Source organism: Salmonella sp. SA14318, from assembly GCF_029866905.1.
GTDB classification, from domain to species: domain Bacteria; phylum Pseudomonadota; class Gammaproteobacteria; order Enterobacterales; family Enterobacteriaceae; genus Salmonella; species Salmonella enterica.
This window is the reverse complement of the sequence record NZ_CP123282.1, coordinates 4,177,772-4,194,096: the sequence shown is the minus strand read 5'-3', so window position 1 is coordinate 4,194,096 and position 16,325 is coordinate 4,177,772. Positions and strand designations below refer to the sequence as shown.

General features: G+C 51.2%; 19 protein-coding genes, 1 tRNA gene and 1 pseudogene. 10 read left to right on the top strand and 11 right to left on the bottom strand.

The features are described from left to right. Nucleotides 1–171: 171 nt before the first annotated feature. Nucleotides 172–270, top strand: a pseudogene (locus QEN32_RS22700) (reverse transcriptase/retron type); the annotation flags it as partial. Nucleotides 271–293: 23 nt separating this feature from the next. Next, entirely contained in the window at nt 294–353 is a 60-nt protein-coding gene (locus tag QEN32_RS22695) for a helix-turn-helix domain-containing protein (protein ID WP_071525127.1), read from the top strand. Between the two features lie 79 nt (nt 354–432). Here the strand turns inward: QEN32_RS22695 and QEN32_RS20030 are convergent. The 6 genes from QEN32_RS20030 to aspA all read right to left on the bottom strand — a co-directional run bounded on the left by QEN32_RS20030 (nt 433) and on the right by aspA (nt 6,235). Then, nucleotides 433–508, bottom strand: a tRNA-Phe gene (locus QEN32_RS20030). A gap of 115 nt (nt 509–623) precedes the next feature. Beyond that, nucleotides 624–1,199 (bottom strand): transcriptional regulator, encoded by a 576-nt coding sequence (locus QEN32_RS20025; protein WP_001188509.1) that lies wholly within the window; start codon nt 1,197–1,199, stop codon nt 624–626. Between the two features lie 36 nt (nt 1,200–1,235). After that, entirely contained in the window at nt 1,236–2,939 is a 1,704-nt protein-coding gene (locus QEN32_RS20020; RefSeq protein ID WP_094897450.1) for a protein-disulfide reductase DsbD, read from the bottom strand. Continuing rightward, nucleotides 2,915–3,262 (bottom strand): divalent cation tolerance protein CutA, encoded by a 348-nt coding sequence (gene cutA, locus QEN32_RS20015; RefSeq protein WP_000887832.1) that lies wholly within the window; start codon nt 3,260–3,262, stop codon nt 2,915–2,917. The genes QEN32_RS20020 and cutA overlap by 25 nt, the downstream gene beginning before the upstream one ends. Nucleotides 3,263–3,382: 120 nt before the next feature. Beyond that, nucleotides 3,383–4,684 carry an anaerobic C4-dicarboxylate transporter DcuA gene (gene dcuA / locus QEN32_RS20010; RefSeq protein ID WP_000637595.1) on the bottom strand — a complete coding sequence of 434 codons (1,302 nt, stop codon included), beginning with the start codon at nt 4,682–4,684 and terminating at the stop codon, nt 3,383–3,385. 114 nt (nt 4,685–4,798) lie between these two features. After that, nucleotides 4,799–6,235 carry an aspartate ammonia-lyase gene (gene aspA, locus QEN32_RS20005; protein ID WP_000069440.1) on the bottom strand — a complete coding sequence of 479 codons (1,437 nt, stop codon included), beginning with the start codon at nt 6,233–6,235 and terminating at the stop codon, nt 4,799–4,801. Between the two features lie 340 nt (nt 6,236–6,575). On the opposite strand from aspA, the gene QEN32_RS20000 reads away from it, so the two are divergent. Then, a complete protein-coding gene (locus QEN32_RS20000) occupies nt 6,576–7,052 on the top strand; it encodes an FxsA family protein (RefSeq protein ID WP_001267291.1) in 477 nt (158 codons plus the stop codon). A gap of 58 nt (nt 7,053–7,110) precedes the next feature. On the opposite strand, the gene yjeH is transcribed toward QEN32_RS20000, so the two are convergent. Beyond that, nucleotides 7,111–8,352, bottom strand: coding sequence for an L-methionine/branched-chain amino acid transporter (gene yjeH, locus QEN32_RS19995; protein WP_023220391.1), 1,242 nt, complete (start codon nt 8,350–8,352; stop codon nt 7,111–7,113). A 275-nt stretch (nt 8,353–8,627) separates the two neighbouring features. Between yjeH and QEN32_RS19990 the strand changes: the two genes are divergently transcribed. The 3 genes from QEN32_RS19990 (at nt 8,628) to QEN32_RS19980 (ending at nt 11,208) form a co-directional block, all read left to right on the top strand. Then, nucleotides 8,628–8,921 carry a co-chaperone GroES gene (locus QEN32_RS19990; protein ID WP_000027827.1) on the top strand — a complete coding sequence of 98 codons (294 nt, stop codon included), beginning with the start codon at nt 8,628–8,630 and terminating at the stop codon, nt 8,919–8,921. 43 nt (nt 8,922–8,964) lie between these two features. Then, complete coding sequence (gene groL / locus QEN32_RS19985) at nt 8,965–10,611, top strand: chaperonin GroEL (protein WP_000729126.1); 1,647 nt, start codon at nt 8,965–8,967, stop codon at nt 10,609–10,611. A 243-nt stretch (nt 10,612–10,854) separates the two neighbouring features. Then, nucleotides 10,855–11,208 (top strand): DUF4156 domain-containing protein, encoded by a 354-nt coding sequence (locus QEN32_RS19980; protein ID WP_000558210.1) that lies wholly within the window; start codon nt 10,855–10,857, stop codon nt 11,206–11,208. A 47-nt stretch (nt 11,209–11,255) separates the two neighbouring features. Here QEN32_RS19980 and QEN32_RS19975 read toward each other — a convergent pair whose 3' ends face one another. Then, on the bottom strand, nt 11,256–12,113 hold the full coding sequence (locus QEN32_RS19975) for a YjeJ family protein (RefSeq protein ID WP_001229226.1): 858 nt from the start codon (nt 12,111–12,113) through the stop codon (nt 11,256–11,258). Nucleotides 12,114–12,394: 281 nt separating this feature from the next. Further along, nucleotides 12,395–13,423 carry an EF-P beta-lysylation protein EpmB gene (epmB, locus tag QEN32_RS19970; protein ID WP_265322050.1) on the bottom strand — a complete coding sequence of 343 codons (1,029 nt, stop codon included), beginning with the start codon at nt 13,421–13,423 and terminating at the stop codon, nt 12,395–12,397. A gap of 40 nt (nt 13,424–13,463) precedes the next feature. Here epmB and efp point away from each other — a divergent pair, with 40 nt between their 5' ends. The 3 genes from efp (at nt 13,464) to ecnB (ending at nt 14,479) form a co-directional block, all read left to right on the top strand. Next, nucleotides 13,464–14,030, top strand: a complete 567-nt coding sequence (gene efp / locus QEN32_RS19965) for an elongation factor P (protein WP_000257282.1) — start codon at nt 13,464–13,466, stop codon at nt 14,028–14,030. Between the two features lie 60 nt (nt 14,031–14,090). Then, the gene (locus tag QEN32_RS19960; protein WP_000977686.1) at nt 14,091–14,225 is read left to right on the top strand and encodes an entericidin A/B family lipoprotein; all 135 of its coding nucleotides are present in this window, start codon (nt 14,091–14,093) and stop codon (nt 14,223–14,225) included. Nucleotides 14,226–14,332: 107 nt separating this feature from the next. Further along, nucleotides 14,333–14,479: a lipoprotein toxin entericidin B gene (ecnB, locus tag QEN32_RS19955; protein WP_000239598.1), complete on the top strand. Its 147-nt coding sequence runs from the start codon at nt 14,333–14,335 to the stop codon at nt 14,477–14,479. 30 nt (nt 14,480–14,509) lie between these two features. Here ecnB and QEN32_RS19950 read toward each other — a convergent pair whose 3' ends face one another. After that, entirely contained in the window at nt 14,510–15,097 is a 588-nt protein-coding gene (locus tag QEN32_RS19950; RefSeq protein ID WP_000912959.1) for a LuxR C-terminal-related transcriptional regulator, read from the bottom strand. 256 nt (nt 15,098–15,353) lie between these two features. Between QEN32_RS19950 and sugE the strand changes: the two genes are divergently transcribed. Next, on the top strand, nt 15,354–15,671 hold the full coding sequence (gene sugE / locus QEN32_RS19945) for a quaternary ammonium compound efflux SMR transporter SugE (RefSeq protein WP_000118469.1): 318 nt from the start codon (nt 15,354–15,356) through the stop codon (nt 15,669–15,671). 16 nt (nt 15,672–15,687) lie between these two features. Here the strand turns inward: sugE and QEN32_RS19940 are convergent, their stop codons facing one another. Continuing rightward, on the bottom strand, nt 15,688–16,221 hold the full coding sequence (locus QEN32_RS19940; RefSeq protein WP_001221673.1) for a lipocalin family protein: 534 nt from the start codon (nt 16,219–16,221) through the stop codon (nt 15,688–15,690). Between the last annotated feature and the right edge of the window lie 104 nt (nt 16,222–16,325).

Here is a 16,325-nt window from a genome sequence, read left to right as displayed (position 1 = left end):
GCCATGAGTTATATCAATATCAATATCAATGAAATCGATAGTTTTATTGAAGTTATGGGATGGACAATGGACAGCAATACTCAGGGATTCACTTCATACTGGCGTAATAGCTTAGCTGATGCCGAGTCTGGAAAAGGGGCATTCGAGCGTAAAGATGAAGATTCATTCAATGACCTGACGGCCAACCTCTACAAACTCTGGAACCGAATGGCATCCGGGAGCTACTTCCCACCGCCAGTTCGGCGGGTGGAAATTCCCAAAAGTGGTGGTGACCCAGGCCCAAAGGTGAGCGGCTGATCGCCGAAGCGCTGGGCGTTGCGCCAGAGAAAATCTGGCCTTCTCGTTATAGCTAGTCAGACCAGAGATGGGGGCTACGGATTTCCATTCCCAGAAAAGCAAAAACCCAGCCATAGGCTGGGTTTTCTGAATAAGTGGTGCCCGGACTCGGAATCGAACCAAGGACACGGGGATTTTCAATCCCCTGCTCTACCGACTGAGCTATCCGGGCAACGGGGCGCATTAAACCGTAAAGGGGCGCGGTCGTCAACGGCTTTACACGAAAAAAGTGATAAAAGCGCGCTGACTGCCTGCTTTTCAGGCAAAATGCATAAAATCAGTACCCGTCAGGTGAGCGCGCCACCCTGACGGCACTGTGCAAAACGCAGAATATCTTCCGCCAACCGCTGAGCGGTATCTACATCAGCCTGACTGCGGTTGACCAGCATTCGGCTGAGACAACCTTCCAGCACCAGCTCCATCTGCCTTGCAACCATCGCCGGATCGTCAATTTCCAGCGTGGTCAGTAGCTCATGGGTAAAATCATGTGCCGCGCGTTTTTGTTGATTAGCCAGTTGGTGAATAGGATGGGTTGGGTCGGGATAAAACGTACAGGCGGCAATGAACAAGCAACCAGGATAACGGTTATTACTGACACATTCCGAAAGCGCGCTGTAGCGTGCCAGTAGCTTTTGTTCAGCAGAAAGCGTCTCATCAAGAAGAAGCTGGCGTCGCCAGATATCTACCTGCTGACTCAGATAACGTAGCGCGTCATATAAAATGGCTTCTTTATCTGGCCAGAAACGCTGTAATGTGTCGAGTGGGCGATTTACGCGCTCCGCCACCATTTCCAGCGTAGTATCGGCTATCCCTTGCGTCTCCAGTAATTTCAGGGCTTCTCCCAGAATATCTTCACGTTGCACGGTATTCTCCTCCGTCTTTGCTTTTGCAAGTGTCGCTCACGGTTGGCGATCGTGCAAATGCGCGCTAAAGGTGGCGGCGTCCATAAAGCCGGTGACTCGCGATTGCGGCTGTTCCTGGCCTTGGGCATTAAAGAACAGAATGGTGGGCAGCCCGAGGACTTGCAGATGCTTTAACAGCGCGACATCCTGCGCATTATTAGCGGTGACGTTAGCCTGCAAGAGCACCGTGTCGCCGAGCGCCTGCTGGACCCGCGGATCGCTGAAGGTATACTTTTCAAACTCTTTACAGGCCACGCACCAATCGGCGTAGAAATCCAGCATAACGGGTTTGCCTTTGGCCTGCGCCAGCGCCTGATTGAGTTCGTCCACGGTAGAAATAGCCGTGAAATTGAGGTGCGCTGGAGCTTGCGCGGATGGCGATCCGAATGCCCAATCTTGTAGAGGCCGCACGCTAATGAGCGCTGCCGCCAGCAGGATAATCTGTACGATACGCATCCACGCTCGTCTGGCCTGAAGGCTGGTGATAAAGGCCCAACCAAAGAAAGCGACGCCCAGCAGCGACCACAGACGTAAACCCCAAGCCTCGCCAATAATCCGCTCCAGTAAAAAGACCGGTAACGCGAGGATCACGAAACCAAAAGCGGTTTTGACATGCGCCATCCACGGGCCGCTTTTCGGTAGCAGACGGTTGCCAAACACGGTGACCAGCATTAGCGGCAGACCCATACCTAATGCATACAAATACAGCGTACCGCCGCCCAGCCACATGTTGCCGCTCTGAGCGATATAAAGCAGGATCGCGCTTAATGGCGCTGTGGTACAGGGCGAGCAAATTAATCCGGCAATCGCCCCCATAACAAAAACACCGCCGGGCGAGCCGCCTTGCTGACGATTACTCATTAATGTCAGCCGGGTTTGCAGTGAGGAGGGGAGCTGTAGTGTGAACAGGCCAAACATCGACAACGCAAGCAGGGTGAACACGATGGCAAGGCCGATTAACACATAAGGGTGCTGCAGCGCCGCCTGAAACTGTAATCCCGCCGCGGCGACGACCAGACCCAGTGCGGTATAGGTCAGCGCCATCCCTTGTACATAGATAAAGGCCAGCAGCAGTGCGCGCCCCGTCGACAAACGTTGCCTTCCCCCCAGGACAATACCGGAAATCAGCGGATACATGGGTAAAACGCAGGGCGTAAAGGCGATGCCTATGCCGATCAGCAACGCCCAGAGCGCGGAAAAAGGTAGCTGGGCGGCGGGTTTTGACGTCTCACTCGTCTGGGTGACAGCAGGCGTCGGCGTGGCGTCTATTGCCGCGGCGACTTCACTTAGCGGCACCGTTTTCGTTTCCGGCGGATAACAGAATCCCGCATCGGCGCACCCCTGGTACGTTATCGTTAATGCCGCGCCAGCCGCCGCCTGGTTAACCGTTACCGGAACGTTTAGCCGCTTACGGTAGATTTCGCTTTTTCCGTAGAACTCATCTTCATGCCAGACGCCTGCCGGGAGTTGGACTGCGGCGATATCCGCTTTCGTCGGCGTGATACTGATTTGTTTACGGTAAAGGTAGTAACCCTCTTTTACCTGCCAGGAGAGGGTAAGATCGTGTTGATTTTGCTGAAAATCAAAAACAAACGCCCGGTCTGCCGGGACGAACTGCGAGCGACCCGGCGCGTCGAATAATCCGGCGAAGGCGGATGTGCTGCACAGCAGCAGGATCAGCGTAAAGATGCGTTGAGCCATGAGAGGTAATCAGTATCTCCGTGAGTAACAGGTAAAACCAGAAGTTCAGGCGTTTGATACGGGTGATGAGACTTCAGGCAGTCGATAAGCGCTTGCTGATGTGAAACGGTGGTTTTTAAGATCATTTGAACTTCATACTCCTGCTCCAGTTTGCCTTCCCAGTAGTACAGCGATGTCGCGCCGGGGAGGAGGGTGGCGCAGGCAGCCAGTTTCTCCGCCAGCACTTTGGCGGCCAGATCCTGGGCGGTAGCTTCATCCGGGGCGGTACAAAGCACCACAACGGCCTCGGGGATGGAAATATCCTGACTCTTAACATCAAGCATAAACACCTCGAAAGAACAAAAAGACCCGCAAGTGAACGGTCACTATACAACGGACGAGGGCAGGATGTTAGTCAAAGGGCGGGAGAATGCGGGGCGTGATACGCCCCGCGGGTGAAACACTTACAGCATAAAGCTGCCCAGCAGGAAGCCGAAGCAGACAGCCAGAACGACGCCCAGGGTGCCTGGGATGAAGAACGGGTGGTTAAAGACGAATTTACCGATACGGGTTGTACCGGTGTCATCCATCTGTACCGCTGCAACCAGAGTCGGGTAGGTCGGCAAAATGAACAGGCCGGAAACGGCGGCGAAGGAAGCGACTGCCGTCAGTGGAGAGACGTTCAGCGCCAGCGCCATCGGCATCAGCGCTTTCGCCGTTGCCGCCTGAGAGTAGAGCAGCGCGGAAGCAAAGAAGAAGATGACGGCCAGCAGCCACGGATGACCCTGGATGACGCTACCCGCAGTGTCTTTGATCCAGTCGATGTTAGCGGATACGAAAGTATCGCCCAGCCACGCCACGCCCAGAATACAGATACAGGCGCTCATCCCTGCTTTAAAGGTACTGGAGTTGAGGATGGCGTCAGTTTCCACTTTACACAGGATGGTGGTCAGCGTTGCGACGCTCAACATGATGATCAAAATAGCGTTGGTGGTGTTCATCAGCGGTTTCTCAACCAGGCCGAGGCTCGGACTGTTGACAATCGCATAAACAACCACGCAGATAACGCCCAGCAGGAACAGCCAGACGGAATTTTTTGCCATTGGTTTGATTTCAATCTGCTTTTCACCACGCAGTTCAATCAGCCCTTCTTCCAGACGCTTGCGGTAAATCGGGTCGTCCGACAGTTTGGAGTTGAACAGCATCGTGACCAGGAAGGACATCACCAGCACCGCCAGCAGCGTAGAGGGGATAACCACGGACAGCAGGTGAATGTAGCTAATGCCATGACCTTCCATAACAGAAGACATATACACCACGGCCGCAGAAATCGGCGAGGCGGTAATCGCAATCTGCGCGGATACCACGGCGGTCGAGAGCGGACGGCAAGGTTTGATTCCCTGCTCCTTCGCGACTTCAGCAATAACCGGCAGCGTTGCCAGGGAAATGTTCCCGGTACCAGCAAAAATAGTCAGGAAATAGGTCACAATCGGTGCGAGGATAGTGATGTATTTCGGGTTCTTACGCAGCAGTTTTTCCGTCTGGTTTACCAAATAATCCAGACCGCCCGCGACCTGCATAGCAGAGATCGCGGCGATAACCGCCATGATGATGGAAATGACATCGAATGGAATTGTCCCTGGCTTCACGCCGATGGCGGCAAGTACCAGAACACCCAGCCCACCTGCGAATCCAATACCGATGCCCCCAAGTCTGGCGCCCAAAAAGATTGCCAGCAAAACAATGATAAGTTCGACAACTATCATATTAGCCTTCCTTGTTGTTTAACAAGTTGATATTAAATTGTTGTTATTTGGTAACTTCTTGTAAGAAAAAAGGCACGTCATCGTGACGTGCCTCTTTGGTACTACCCTGTACGATTACTGTTCGCTTTCATCAGTATAACGTTTAGCTTTATAAGCCGGGTGCATCAAGTTCTGTACGGAGAAAATATCGTCCAGCTCGGCTTCCGTTAACAGGCCGCGCTCCAGCACAACTTCACGTACGCTCTTACCGGTTTCAGCACAGATTTTACCGACGATGTCGCCGTTGTGGTGGCCGATGAACGGGTTGAGGTAAGTGACGATACCGATGGAGTTATAAACGTACCCTTCGCACACTTCTTTATTCGCGGTAATGCCGTTAACGCATTTTTCCAGCAGGTTGTAGCACGCGTTGCTCAGAATGTGGATGGATTCGAACATCGCCTGACCGATAACCGGCTCCATAACGTTCAACTGCAACTGACCGGCTTCCGCCGCCATCGTAACGGTGGTGTCGTTACCGATGACTTTAAAGCATACCTGGTTTACGACTTCCGGTACTACCGGGTTCACTTTGGCTGGCATGATGGAGGAGCCCGCCTGCAGTTCCGGCAGGTTGATCTCGTTCAGGCCGGCACGAGGACCAGAAGAGAGCAAGCGCAGGTCGTTACAGATTTTGGACATCTTCACTGCCAGACGTTTCAGCGCGCTGTGAACCATAACATACGCGCCACAGTCAGATGTCGCCTCAATCAGATCTTCCGCCGGAACACAGGCGAAACCAGTGACTTCAGCCAGTTTTTTCACCGCCAGCGGAGAGTATTCTTTCGGCGTGTTCAGACCGGTGCCGATTGCCGTTGCGCCAAGGTTGACTTCCAGCAGCAGCTCAGCAGTACGCTCGATGCTTTTCACTTCTTCTTTCAGCAGGATGCTGAACGCACGGAATTCTTGACCAAGCGTCATCGGTACGGCGTCCTGCAACTGGGTACGACCCATTTTCAGGATGTCCTGGAATTCAACCGCTTTACGTTCGAAACCTTCACGCAACTGGTTGATGGCATCGATCAGTTTGACGATAGAGGCGTAAACCGCTACACGGAAGCCTGTCGGATAGGCGTCGTTAGTGGATTGACATTTATTCACGTGGTCGTTCGGGTTCAGGTACTGATATTCACCTTTCTGATGACCCATCAGTTCCAGCCCGATGTTGGCCAGCACTTCGTTGGTATTCATGTTGACGGAAGTGCCCGCGCCGCCCTGGTAGACATCTACCGGGAACTGGTCCATGCACTTACCGTTGTTAAGGACTTCATCACATGCGGCAATGATGGCGTTCGCCACACTCTTAGGAATGGTTTGCAGCTCTTTGTTGGCCAGCGCCGCCGCTTTTTTTACCATAACCATGCCACGCACAAATTCAGGGATGTCGCTGATTTTGTTATTGCTAATGTAGAAGTTTTCAATCGCTCTCAGAGTGTGAACACCATAGTAGGCTTCAGCTGGAACTTCCCTGGTACCCAACAGATCTTCTTCGATACGAATGTTGTTTGACATGTGAACCTTCTTTTTCAAGCTGCCAATGATTTTTACTTTAAAACACACAGGATATATGTGATTTCGAATGTTTTCTGACCGACGATTATCCCCTCCATCGGCCTGATAAACGAGATCATATGCTGCTTCAGAATTCCTACCGTAATCTGGATCACTTAAAGTGTGGGAATTTACCCCTTATTTATTATTTTGTGAAATAGGTCACCGCTTTAGTATTACTACCTAAAATAGGTGTACAAACCACTTGAAATTTTGCTACGCACCACCATATCGGATCGATGCGAATCGCAACCCCATTCAAATGGTCGTCGCAGACGGCCATGACTTACAGGAGAGTCCTTTGCGCTGGATACCCTTTTTAGCTGTCTTTCTCTATGTTTACATTGAGATTTCTATCTTTATCCAGGTCGCCCATGTGCTTGGTGTCCTGATGACGCTAATCCTGGTGATTTTTACGTCTGTTATCGGTATGTCGCTGGTACGTAACCAGGGTTTTAAAAACTTTTTGCTGATGCAACAAAAAATGGCGGCCGGTGAGAGCCCGGCGGCAGAAATGATTAAGAGTGTATCGCTGATCATCGCTGGCTTACTGCTCCTGTTGCCGGGGTTTTTCACCGATTTTCTCGGCCTTCTCCTTTTGTTACCGCCAGTGCAAAAACATTTGACGCTGAAGTTGCTGCCGCATTTACGTTTTTCCCGGATGCCGGGCGGCGGGTTTAGCGCGGGTACTGGCGGTGGCGAAACATTTGACGGCGAGTATCAACGTAAAGATGACGATCGCGATCGTATTGAACATAAAGACGATCGTCGGGATTAAAGGTAGAGATGTTGGTCGGATAAGTCGCGTGAGGCGCTATCCGGCCAGCGGATGCGTCTTACGCCATGCGTTTTCGCTTCGGTAAAAATAGCCATAATGCAGCCAGCATGATAATGGCATATAAGCTTTTCCACCCCAGCATTGCCAGCAATAACAGGCACAGTAGACAACCCGTCACCGCCAGTGCATAGCAACGCCCTTTCAACAGTCGACAGCCCGCCAGCATACAAAGCAGATAGAGCATAATAAAAATACCGTTAGCATAGACGATCAGCGCATTGAGGTTAATCTTCAGGGCGTAGACGACCAGAGAACTCACGCAACAACAGGCCAGAATAACGTTTAACGCGTGCAAGGGAAGGCGCCCGGGAGAGAGTTGAGCCAGATAGTGATCGGGCTGATATTGCATTTGCGTCCATATCAGACGCGCAAAACTCTGAGCATACACATTCAGGCTGGCAAAGCAGGTGAGATAACCAATAATGCAGGCTACCCACAACGCCTGGATACCGAAGAGATGAACAATAATAAGCGGTAGCGAGGCTGTTGCCGCTATCTTGTCGCTATAGACGCCAAAATGCAGCACCACGGCGGTACAGGCCCAATAAATGGCGCCGGCCAGCATCAGGCCAATGATCAATGCGCGCGGAAAATCACGTTCAGGATTTTTAAATTCAGACGACAAATGCGTAAACGCCTCAATTCCCACAAATCCCCAGAACATGATCGCCAGGGCGGTACACAGCCGGGAAAAGGTGATTTCGTTTGCGGCTGGGAAGGTGATATCTGCAGGTTTAATCGCGCCTTTCCACAGAATGGCGGCAATAAGCGCGATAATTAATCCAGCGATAATGGCTTGCAGGTTGGCGCTGGAGCTGGCGCCGCGCGATCCCATAAACCATAGTAAACCTAGAGTACCCAGCTCCCCAAATAAGAGCTGTTCGCTTTGCCAGCCAAACAGCGCCTGGCCGAAACCCACCGCAATATGCAAGGCTGCGGGAAAACTAACAGGAATGACTGATAAAAACAGCCAACTGATCACTCGTTGCAGACGCGGGCCAAATGCCATCCCGACAAAATGCGCTACGCCGCCAGCGTGTGGAAAATGACGCCCCAGCACAGCAAAGACAATCGCAATAGGGAAAATCAAAATAATGAGTAGCGGCCATGCCCAAAGGCTGATGTTGCCTGCCGCCAGCGCAGCCAGCTCCGGAAGCGCAAAAACGCCAGTCCCTAATAATGATGTGGTTAACAAGATAACGCCCTGAACCAACCCAAGCTCTTTTTTTAGTTCATTCATCAGCTCATTATCCGGCGGCATTGTAACGTCAGGTGACGACAGACATTTTTAAGCGTATCACACACGCCTTTTCTTATAGCAGGATGTTCTAAACCTTGGGTAAACGTGAGATAAGTAGCGTTTTTACCGCTTTTTTCGCTCAGAAGAATTTTTTTTCATCTCCCCCCTTGAAGGGGCAAAACCCCATCCCCATCTCTCTGGTCACCAGCCGGGAAACCGTTTACGGGCCGGCGTCACCCATAACTGATAATGACTTTCTCAAAGGAGAGCTATCAATGAGTATTCGTCCGTTACATGATCGTGTGATCGTCAAACGTAAAGAAGTTGAGTCCAAATCTGCTGGCGGCATCGTACTGACCGGTTCCGCAGCGGGTAAATCAACTCGTGGCGAAATCATCGCTGTCGGTAAGGGTCGCATCCTGGACAACGGTACTGTACAGCCGCTGGACGTGAAAGTTGGCGACATCGTTATTTTTAACGATGGCTACGGTGTGAAATCTGAAAAGATCGACAATGAAGAAGTGTTGATCATGTCTGAAAGCGACATTCTGGCAATTGTTGAAGCGTAATCCGCGAACGACACTGAACATACGAATTTAAGGGAAAGAGAAAATGGCAGCTAAAGACGTAAAATTCGGTAACGACGCTCGTGTGAAAATGCTGCGCGGCGTAAACGTACTGGCAGATGCAGTGAAAGTAACCCTCGGTCCGAAAGGCCGTAACGTGGTTCTGGATAAATCTTTCGGTGCGCCGACTATCACTAAAGATGGTGTTTCCGTAGCGCGTGAAATCGAACTGGAAGACAAGTTTGAAAACATGGGCGCGCAGATGGTGAAAGAAGTTGCCTCTAAAGCGAACGATGCTGCAGGCGACGGCACCACCACCGCGACCGTACTGGCGCAGTCCATCATTACCGAAGGCCTGAAAGCCGTTGCTGCGGGCATGAACCCGATGGACCTGAAACGTGGTATCGACAAAGCGGTTGCTGCTGCGGTTGAAGAGCTGAAAGCCCTGTCCGTACCGTGCTCCGACTCTAAAGCGATTGCTCAGGTAGGTACTATCTCCGCTAACTCCGACGAAACCGTAGGTAAACTGATCGCGGAAGCGATGGATAAAGTCGGTAAAGAAGGCGTCATCACCGTTGAAGACGGTACCGGTCTGCAGGACGAACTGGACGTGGTTGAAGGTATGCAGTTTGACCGCGGCTACCTGTCTCCTTACTTCATCAACAAGCCGGAAACTGGCGCAGTAGAGCTGGAAAGCCCGTTCATCCTGCTGGCTGATAAGAAAATCTCCAACATCCGCGAAATGCTGCCGGTTCTGGAAGCCGTTGCAAAAGCAGGCAAACCGCTGCTGATCATCGCTGAAGATGTTGAAGGCGAAGCGCTGGCTACCCTGGTTGTTAACACCATGCGTGGCATCGTGAAAGTGGCTGCTGTTAAGGCACCGGGCTTCGGCGATCGTCGTAAGGCGATGCTGCAGGATATCGCTACCCTGACCGGCGGTACCGTAATCTCTGAAGAGATCGGTATGGAGCTGGAAAAAGCAACCCTGGAAGACCTGGGTCAGGCGAAACGCGTTGTGATCAACAAAGACACCACCACCATCATCGATGGCGTGGGTGAAGAAGCTGCCATCCAGGGCCGTGTTGCTCAGATCCGTCAGCAGATTGAAGAAGCGACCTCCGACTACGATCGTGAAAAACTGCAGGAGCGCGTAGCGAAACTGGCAGGCGGCGTTGCGGTAATCAAAGTTGGCGCTGCGACCGAAGTTGAAATGAAAGAGAAGAAAGCCCGCGTTGAAGATGCCCTGCACGCGACCCGTGCTGCGGTAGAAGAAGGCGTGGTTGCTGGTGGTGGCGTTGCGCTGATCCGCGTTGCTTCTAAAATTGCTGACCTGAAAGGCCAGAACGAAGACCAGAACGTGGGTATCAAAGTTGCGCTGCGCGCAATGGAAGCTCCGCTGCGTCAGATCGTGCTGAACTGCGGCGAAGAGCCGTCTGTTGTCGCTAACACCGTTAAAGGCGGCGACGGTAACTACGGTTACAACGCAGCAACTGAAGAATACGGCAACATGATCGATATGGGTATCCTGGACCCAACCAAAGTTACCCGTTCTGCGCTGCAGTACGCGGCTTCTGTGGCTGGTCTGATGATCACTACCGAGTGCATGGTGACCGACCTGCCGAAAAGCGATGCTCCTGATTTAGGCGCTGCTGGCGGCATGGGTGGTATGGGTGGTATGGGCGGCATGATGTAATTGCCCACCCCCTGCATCCTTCAGGCTGCAGATGCGTTGGCTAACCCCAGTCACTTACTTGAGTAAGTGACTGGGGATTAACAAACTGGCCGCCTTCCTGCAACCAGAATGATTTGGGTGCTTATCTCCCAGAATTGAGAAACCCCCGGGCAGAAATGACCGGGGGTTTTTCTTTTAGTCATCTTTTTAGTATAAGATTCAGATACGGACAAAACGTCCAGCTCATTGATTATGGGGAATAACATGCACGTGAAATATTTAGCAGGGATCGTTGGCGCCGCGCTGCTGATGGCGGGTTGTAGCTCCAGCAACGAACTCACCGCTGCCGGCCAAAATGTACGCTTTGTCGAAGATAAGCCGGGCGCGGAATGCCAGCTTATTGGTACGGCAACTGGTAAACAGAGTAACTGGTTTTCAGGCCAGCACGGCGAAGAGGGTGGCTCAATGCGTGGCGCAGCGAACGATCTGCGTAATCAGGCAGCCGCGATGGGTGGAAACGTGCTGTATGGCGTAAGTAGTCCGTCACAGGGCATGTTGTCCAGTTTTGTCCCGACGGCCAGCGAGATGAACGGCCAGGTTTATAAATGTCCGAATTGATATGTCTGAATCGTAACGCCCTCTGAAAGATTCAGAGGGCGATATGGTTAGCGTTTTTCCTGCGATGATGCCATGCGTAGATTATGCAACGCGCGCATGCATTGATCTTGCGTCAGACGCGCTGCTTTACCGGTTTCAAGCGTTCTGACAAAAACCTTACACGGTTTTCCTTCCAGCTTTTTAAGACGCGGGCTGAAATTCAGCAAGCGGCGTGATATTGCTTCAGCTTCTTTAGAGCCTGACTGACTACGGGTCTTAATGATGGTGCCGCAATCATGCGATTGTCCTGCCTCATCCGTATAACGATAAACGAGCGCTAAATAATGGTTATACAGATTATGTTTCCAGTCAGGCTGGTTATAGGTATCGAATTCGATATTACCGTTTTCCAGGCAGTCAGCATCGTATAATGGTAAAAAGTCCAGCATTGAAGAAATACGCAATGCGAGCTCACGCATTTCGGCATTATTAATGGCGTGAATAATAGCCATCACCAGAACTTCAACCTGCCACTCACCGACCTGTAAATCAAGATGGCTACCATTGTGCAGCTTTAACGTAAAGGTTAATACTTTTTCTGTATTATCGCTCAACGCTAAAGATTCAACACGCTGATTAACATCGGCGTTTTCCAGCTCTTCACGGAGTATTGCCGGAATATTCTCATGCATTTTAAGCACATGACTGCTTTTGGCTTTCTGGCGTTTTTCCTGCTCTTGTTCCGGAAGCGAGTGTTGTAAATAAAGCCGGTGTTCAAGGCCGATCAACAAGTCTCGCAGCGCGAGCACAGGAAAGAAAAGCAGTGTTTCTTTATTTCTCAGTGACTTCACCTTAAGCGCCAGCGCGATAAACTTATCATTGTGACGAATAACGCCGGTATTTAGTCCCTTAATCGTTAAGGCCATGTCAATTCTCCACAAATATAAAATAATTAAATGTTTTACTGCAATGTATTTGATATATAAATTGTTTATGCCGTCCTATAAAAAGGAGAACCAGTATAATTCGAAAATGCAGTACACGCTAAGCGAGTCCTAAAACGGACTTTATTGAAAAGAGAGGACCGGAAAGGTGTATTTAACGAAGGTTAGTTTATCCTCGCCAAAGGGTGAGGAGAATCGCGGGGGAGTCTCCTCGTAATATTGCGCGGTAATATTTTTCGTCGTCCCTGACGCGCCCGCGAGGATTAGCACTGCCGAAGCTGTAAATCCAGCGGTGTTTTGCTCGGTTCGCCGCCGATTTCACGCGCCAGTCTTGGCACCATATAGCCGGATACCAGCGTGAGCAGTTCGCGCATGATTTGCCGGGATTCGTCATCGGTGACCATAAAATGCGCGGCGCCCTGCACTTTATCCAGCACATGCAGGTAATAGGGCATCACGCCGGCGTCAAATAGCGCGTTGCTCAGATTCGCCAGCGTTCGCGCGTTATCATTCACGCCACGCAGCAGGACGCTCTGGTTGAGAAGCGTGACGCCCACGTGGCGCAGTTTCTTCATCGCCAGGCAGAACGCCTCGTCCACTTCATTAGCGTGGTTGATATGGTTCACCAACAAAATTTGCAGACGTGACTGGTCAAAGCGGGCAACCAGTTCGTCAGTAATGCGTGCCGGGATGACGATAGGCAACCGACTGTGGATGCGTAGCCGCTTGACGTGCTTAATGGCTTCCAGTTGTGTGAGCAGCCAGTCCAGCTCATGATCTTTCGCCATCAGCGGATCGCCGCCGGAAAAGATGATCTCATCCAGTTCCGGGTGTGCGGCGATATACTCCAGCGCGACTGTCCAGTTGCGCTTATTGCCTTGATTCTCCGCATATGGGAAGTGACGACGGAAACAGTAGCGGCAATTTACCGCACATCCGCCTTTTACCAGCAATAGCGCCCGGTTTTGGTATTTATGCAATAATCCTGGCACCACGCTGTGTTGCTCTTCCAGCGGGTCGGTGGAGAAACCGGGGGCGACAATAAATTCATCCCGGGACGTCAGCACTTGACGTAAAAGAGGATCGTCAGGGTTGCCCTTCTCCATGCGCGCAATAAAAGCGCGCGGCACGCGGAGGGCAAACAAGCGCCTGGCGTCCTGTCCTGCCCGGAGGTTTTCATCAGCTTCAATCTGTAAAAGATGCAGCAGTTCGTCGGGATTGGTCACAACATCGGCAAGTTGCGCTAACCAATCTTCTCGCAATGGGGTATTTAGGGTTACAATATGCGCCATTTTGTGGCTTAGCTACCAGTTAACAATTTCAGAGGGCCTTATGGCGACTTACTATAGCAACGATTTTCGTTCCGGTCTTAAAATCATGTTGGATGGCGAACCTTATGCGGTTGAATCCAGTGAATTCGTGAAACCGGGTAAAGGCCAGGCGTTTGCCCGCGTTAAGCTGCGCCGTCTGCTGACCGGCACGCGCGTTGAGAAAACCTTCAAATCGACCGATTCCGCTGAAGGCGCGGATGTAGTCGATATGAACCTGACTTACCTGTACAACGACGGTGAGTTCTGGCATTTCATGAACAACGAAACCTTCGAGCAGCTGTCTGCAGATGCCAAGGCTATCGGCGACAACGCAAAATGGCTGTTGGATCAGGCAGAATGCATCGTAACCCTGTGGAACGGTCAGCCTATCTCTGTCACTCCGCCGAACTTTGTTGAGCTGGAAATTGTTGATACCGACCCAGGTCTGAAGGGCGATACCGCAGGTACTGGCGGCAAACCAGCCACGCTGTCTACTGGCGCAGTGGTTAAAGTTCCGCTGTTCGTGCAGATTGGCGAAGTGATCAAAGTCGATACCCGTTCCGGCGAATACGTATCCCGCGTAAAATAATTTACGTTATCGGGAAAAATGGTGCAGCGTATGCTGCGCCATCCTATTTTTCGCGCCTCAATGATGAAACGCTTTATCGGTCTTGTCGCGCTGGTTCTTCTTACCGGCACATTATTAACGGCATGTAATACCGCCCGCGGCTTCGGCGAAGATATTCAGCATCTTGGCCACGCCATCTCCCGCGCAGCCAGCTAATCGCTTCTCGTCTTCCTAAAATTAGTCGATCGCCCGTCATTTTCTGGGATGTTGTCTATTATTAAGTTGCTATACACAAACAACATTGGCTAGAAAAGGAAGACATTATGGTTAAAAAGACAATTGCAGCGATCTTTTCTGTTTTGGTACTTTCCACTGTATTAACTGCTTGTAATACCACGCGCGGCGTGGGCGAGGACATCTCGGACGGTGGTAGTGCGATCTCTGGCGCTGCAACCAGAGCTCAGCAGTAATCATCAACGGTACGGCATGGCGTCGTACCGTTAATCGATTTTCTCCGGAAGCATAAGAAAGGGAGAATACCGGTTATCCATATGAAGTTTCATACGGATATTACGTTTATAGGTGTAAACCGTTTTCCCGTGAATGCCAAGCGCATACGCAATCTCTTTATTGCTGGTGCCTTCCGTCCACATCGCGAGCACTTTTTCCTCCTGCGGAGAGAGCAATGGCGTGGCGCTTTCCGGCGCTTCCTGCAGTGGATGAGTATATAGCGCTCCTTTAATTCGTTGTGCAAGCTCATGTAAAGGCGTGTGTTTAGATAACACCGCATGACTGGCATATTGCGGTCTGTACGGCATATTCCCTGACTGTAATAATACCAACGGCGTCATCCTGCAGGCGGCAAAAAATGCATTGATAGGCTGCTCGGGTAAGGCATCATTGAGAAAACCATATAAATCAGCGATAACCAGATGGGGCTTCCATTGCAGAATATGTTCTTTCGCCAGTATAAGGTTATTCATCCCGGATACCAGCAGTGAAGAACTGAGCACATCAGTGTGATTAAGCCAGGCCTCCATGCCCGTACGGGTAAAGTGGCATCGGTCTATCACTAAAATTTTCAACATAGTTTTTTGCACCCGGAAGTAGATAAAGCACTTTCTTTCCCAGAAGGCGTTCCATCATAGAGAACTCCTGTGGGCGCTAAATGCGAAAACTACGCGGCTTAAAAGGGCCAATTCCCGCCTTTAGACGGAAAAAAATAAAAAGGTTGAAATTCATTTTCTCTCAGGCAAGAATGGCTTTTCATCCGTATACGTTACAGGACGACCTGTAAACGCTATTCTCACCGGGGACGGCCCCATTAATTATCTGGAGCCTGCTATGTCCTGGATCATTCTATTAATCGCTGGTTTACTTGAAGTGGTATGGGCTGTCGGCCTGAAGTATACCCACGGTTTTTCTCGTCTGACCCCCAGTATTATCACCATTACGGCCATGGTTATCAGTATGGCGTTACTTTCCTGGGCAATGAAAACGCTGCCCGTTGGAACGGCGTACGCCATCTGGACCGGCATCGGCGCCGTCGGGGCGGCAATCACCGGTATCCTTCTGCTGGGCGAGTCTGCCTCACCGGCGCGTTTGCTCAGTCTTGGCTTGATCGTCGCGGGTATCATTGGGCTAAAACTCAGTGCGCATTAATTCGTCGCTGATATTGCTACGAACCTGATTGTTTTACCCAAATTAATTTATTGACGTCAAACCCCTCCCGGGTCGCGACGGCCAGCATTTGCTGTTTTATTTCCTCAGAAAGCGTTGGCGTGCGAGAGAGTATCCACAGATAGTCGCGATCCGGGCCGCACACCAGCGCATGACGGTATTCCCGGTCAAGCGCAATCACGTTATAGCCGCCGTAGAACGGGCCGAAAAAAGAGACCTTGAGCGCGGCGCGGTTTGGACTACCGGTAAAATACGCTTTGCCTTCTGTTTTTTGCCACATTCCCCGCTCCGGGTTATAGCCTTTATTGATGACATTAATCCCGCCATCGTCACGCAGGCTATAGGTGGCCGTGACTTGTTCCAGCCCACGTTCAAATCGATGATCGAGGCGTGCGATCTCATACCAGGTGCCGAGGTAACGTTTGGCATCAAAGTTATTTACCACGGTAACGCCTTTAGGCGGAGTAGGCGAACTACAGGCGACAACCAGAAATGCAGCCGTAACTGCAGCAACGACGGGCAGAATGCGCATAAAATTTTCCTTCCAGTGTTTTTTCTAAGTGTAGAACCTGGCGGGAAAATGAGAGGCAGGAAAAGAAAAAACGCCCTCTTATCGGGTAGATAAGAGGGCGTTGT

Coding starts and splice junctions, on each gene's coding strand:
- QEN32_RS20020 (WP_094897450.1), bottom strand. CDS start 2,939: ATGGCTCAACGCATCTTTACGCTGATCCTGCTGCTGTGCAGCACATCC.
- cutA (WP_000887832.1), bottom strand. CDS start 3,262: ATGCTTGATGTTAAGAGTCAGGATATTTCCATCCCCGAGGCCGTTGTG.
- dcuA (WP_000637595.1), bottom strand. CDS start 4,684: ATGATAGTTGTCGAACTTATCATTGTTTTGCTGGCAATCTTTTTGGGC.
- aspA (WP_000069440.1), bottom strand. CDS start 6,235: ATGTCAAACAACATTCGTATCGAAGAAGATCTGTTGGGTACCAGGGAA.
- yjeH (WP_023220391.1), bottom strand. CDS start 8,352: ATGAATGAACTAAAAAAAGAGCTTGGGTTGGTTCAGGGCGTTATCTTG.
- QEN32_RS19990 (WP_000027827.1), top strand. CDS start 8,628: ATGAGTATTCGTCCGTTACATGATCGTGTGATCGTCAAACGTAAAGAA.
- groL (WP_000729126.1), top strand. CDS start 8,965: ATGGCAGCTAAAGACGTAAAATTCGGTAACGACGCTCGTGTGAAAATG.
- QEN32_RS19980 (WP_000558210.1), top strand. CDS start 10,855: ATGCACGTGAAATATTTAGCAGGGATCGTTGGCGCCGCGCTGCTGATG.
- QEN32_RS19975 (WP_001229226.1), bottom strand. CDS start 12,113: ATGGCCTTAACGATTAAGGGACTAAATACCGGCGTTATTCGTCACAAT.
- epmB (WP_265322050.1), bottom strand. CDS start 13,423: ATGGCGCATATTGTAACCCTAAATACCCCATTGCGAGAAGATTGGTTA.
- efp (WP_000257282.1), top strand. CDS start 13,464: ATGGCGACTTACTATAGCAACGATTTTCGTTCCGGTCTTAAAATCATG.
- QEN32_RS19960 (WP_000977686.1), top strand. CDS start 14,091: ATGATGAAACGCTTTATCGGTCTTGTCGCGCTGGTTCTTCTTACCGGC.
- ecnB (WP_000239598.1), top strand. CDS start 14,333: ATGGTTAAAAAGACAATTGCAGCGATCTTTTCTGTTTTGGTACTTTCC.
- QEN32_RS19950 (WP_000912959.1), bottom strand. CDS start 15,097: ATGTTGAAAATTTTAGTGATAGACCGATGCCACTTTACCCGTACGGGC.
- sugE (WP_000118469.1), top strand. CDS start 15,354: ATGTCCTGGATCATTCTATTAATCGCTGGTTTACTTGAAGTGGTATGG.
- QEN32_RS19940 (WP_001221673.1), bottom strand. CDS start 16,221: ATGCGCATTCTGCCCGTCGTTGCTGCAGTTACGGCTGCATTTCTGGTT.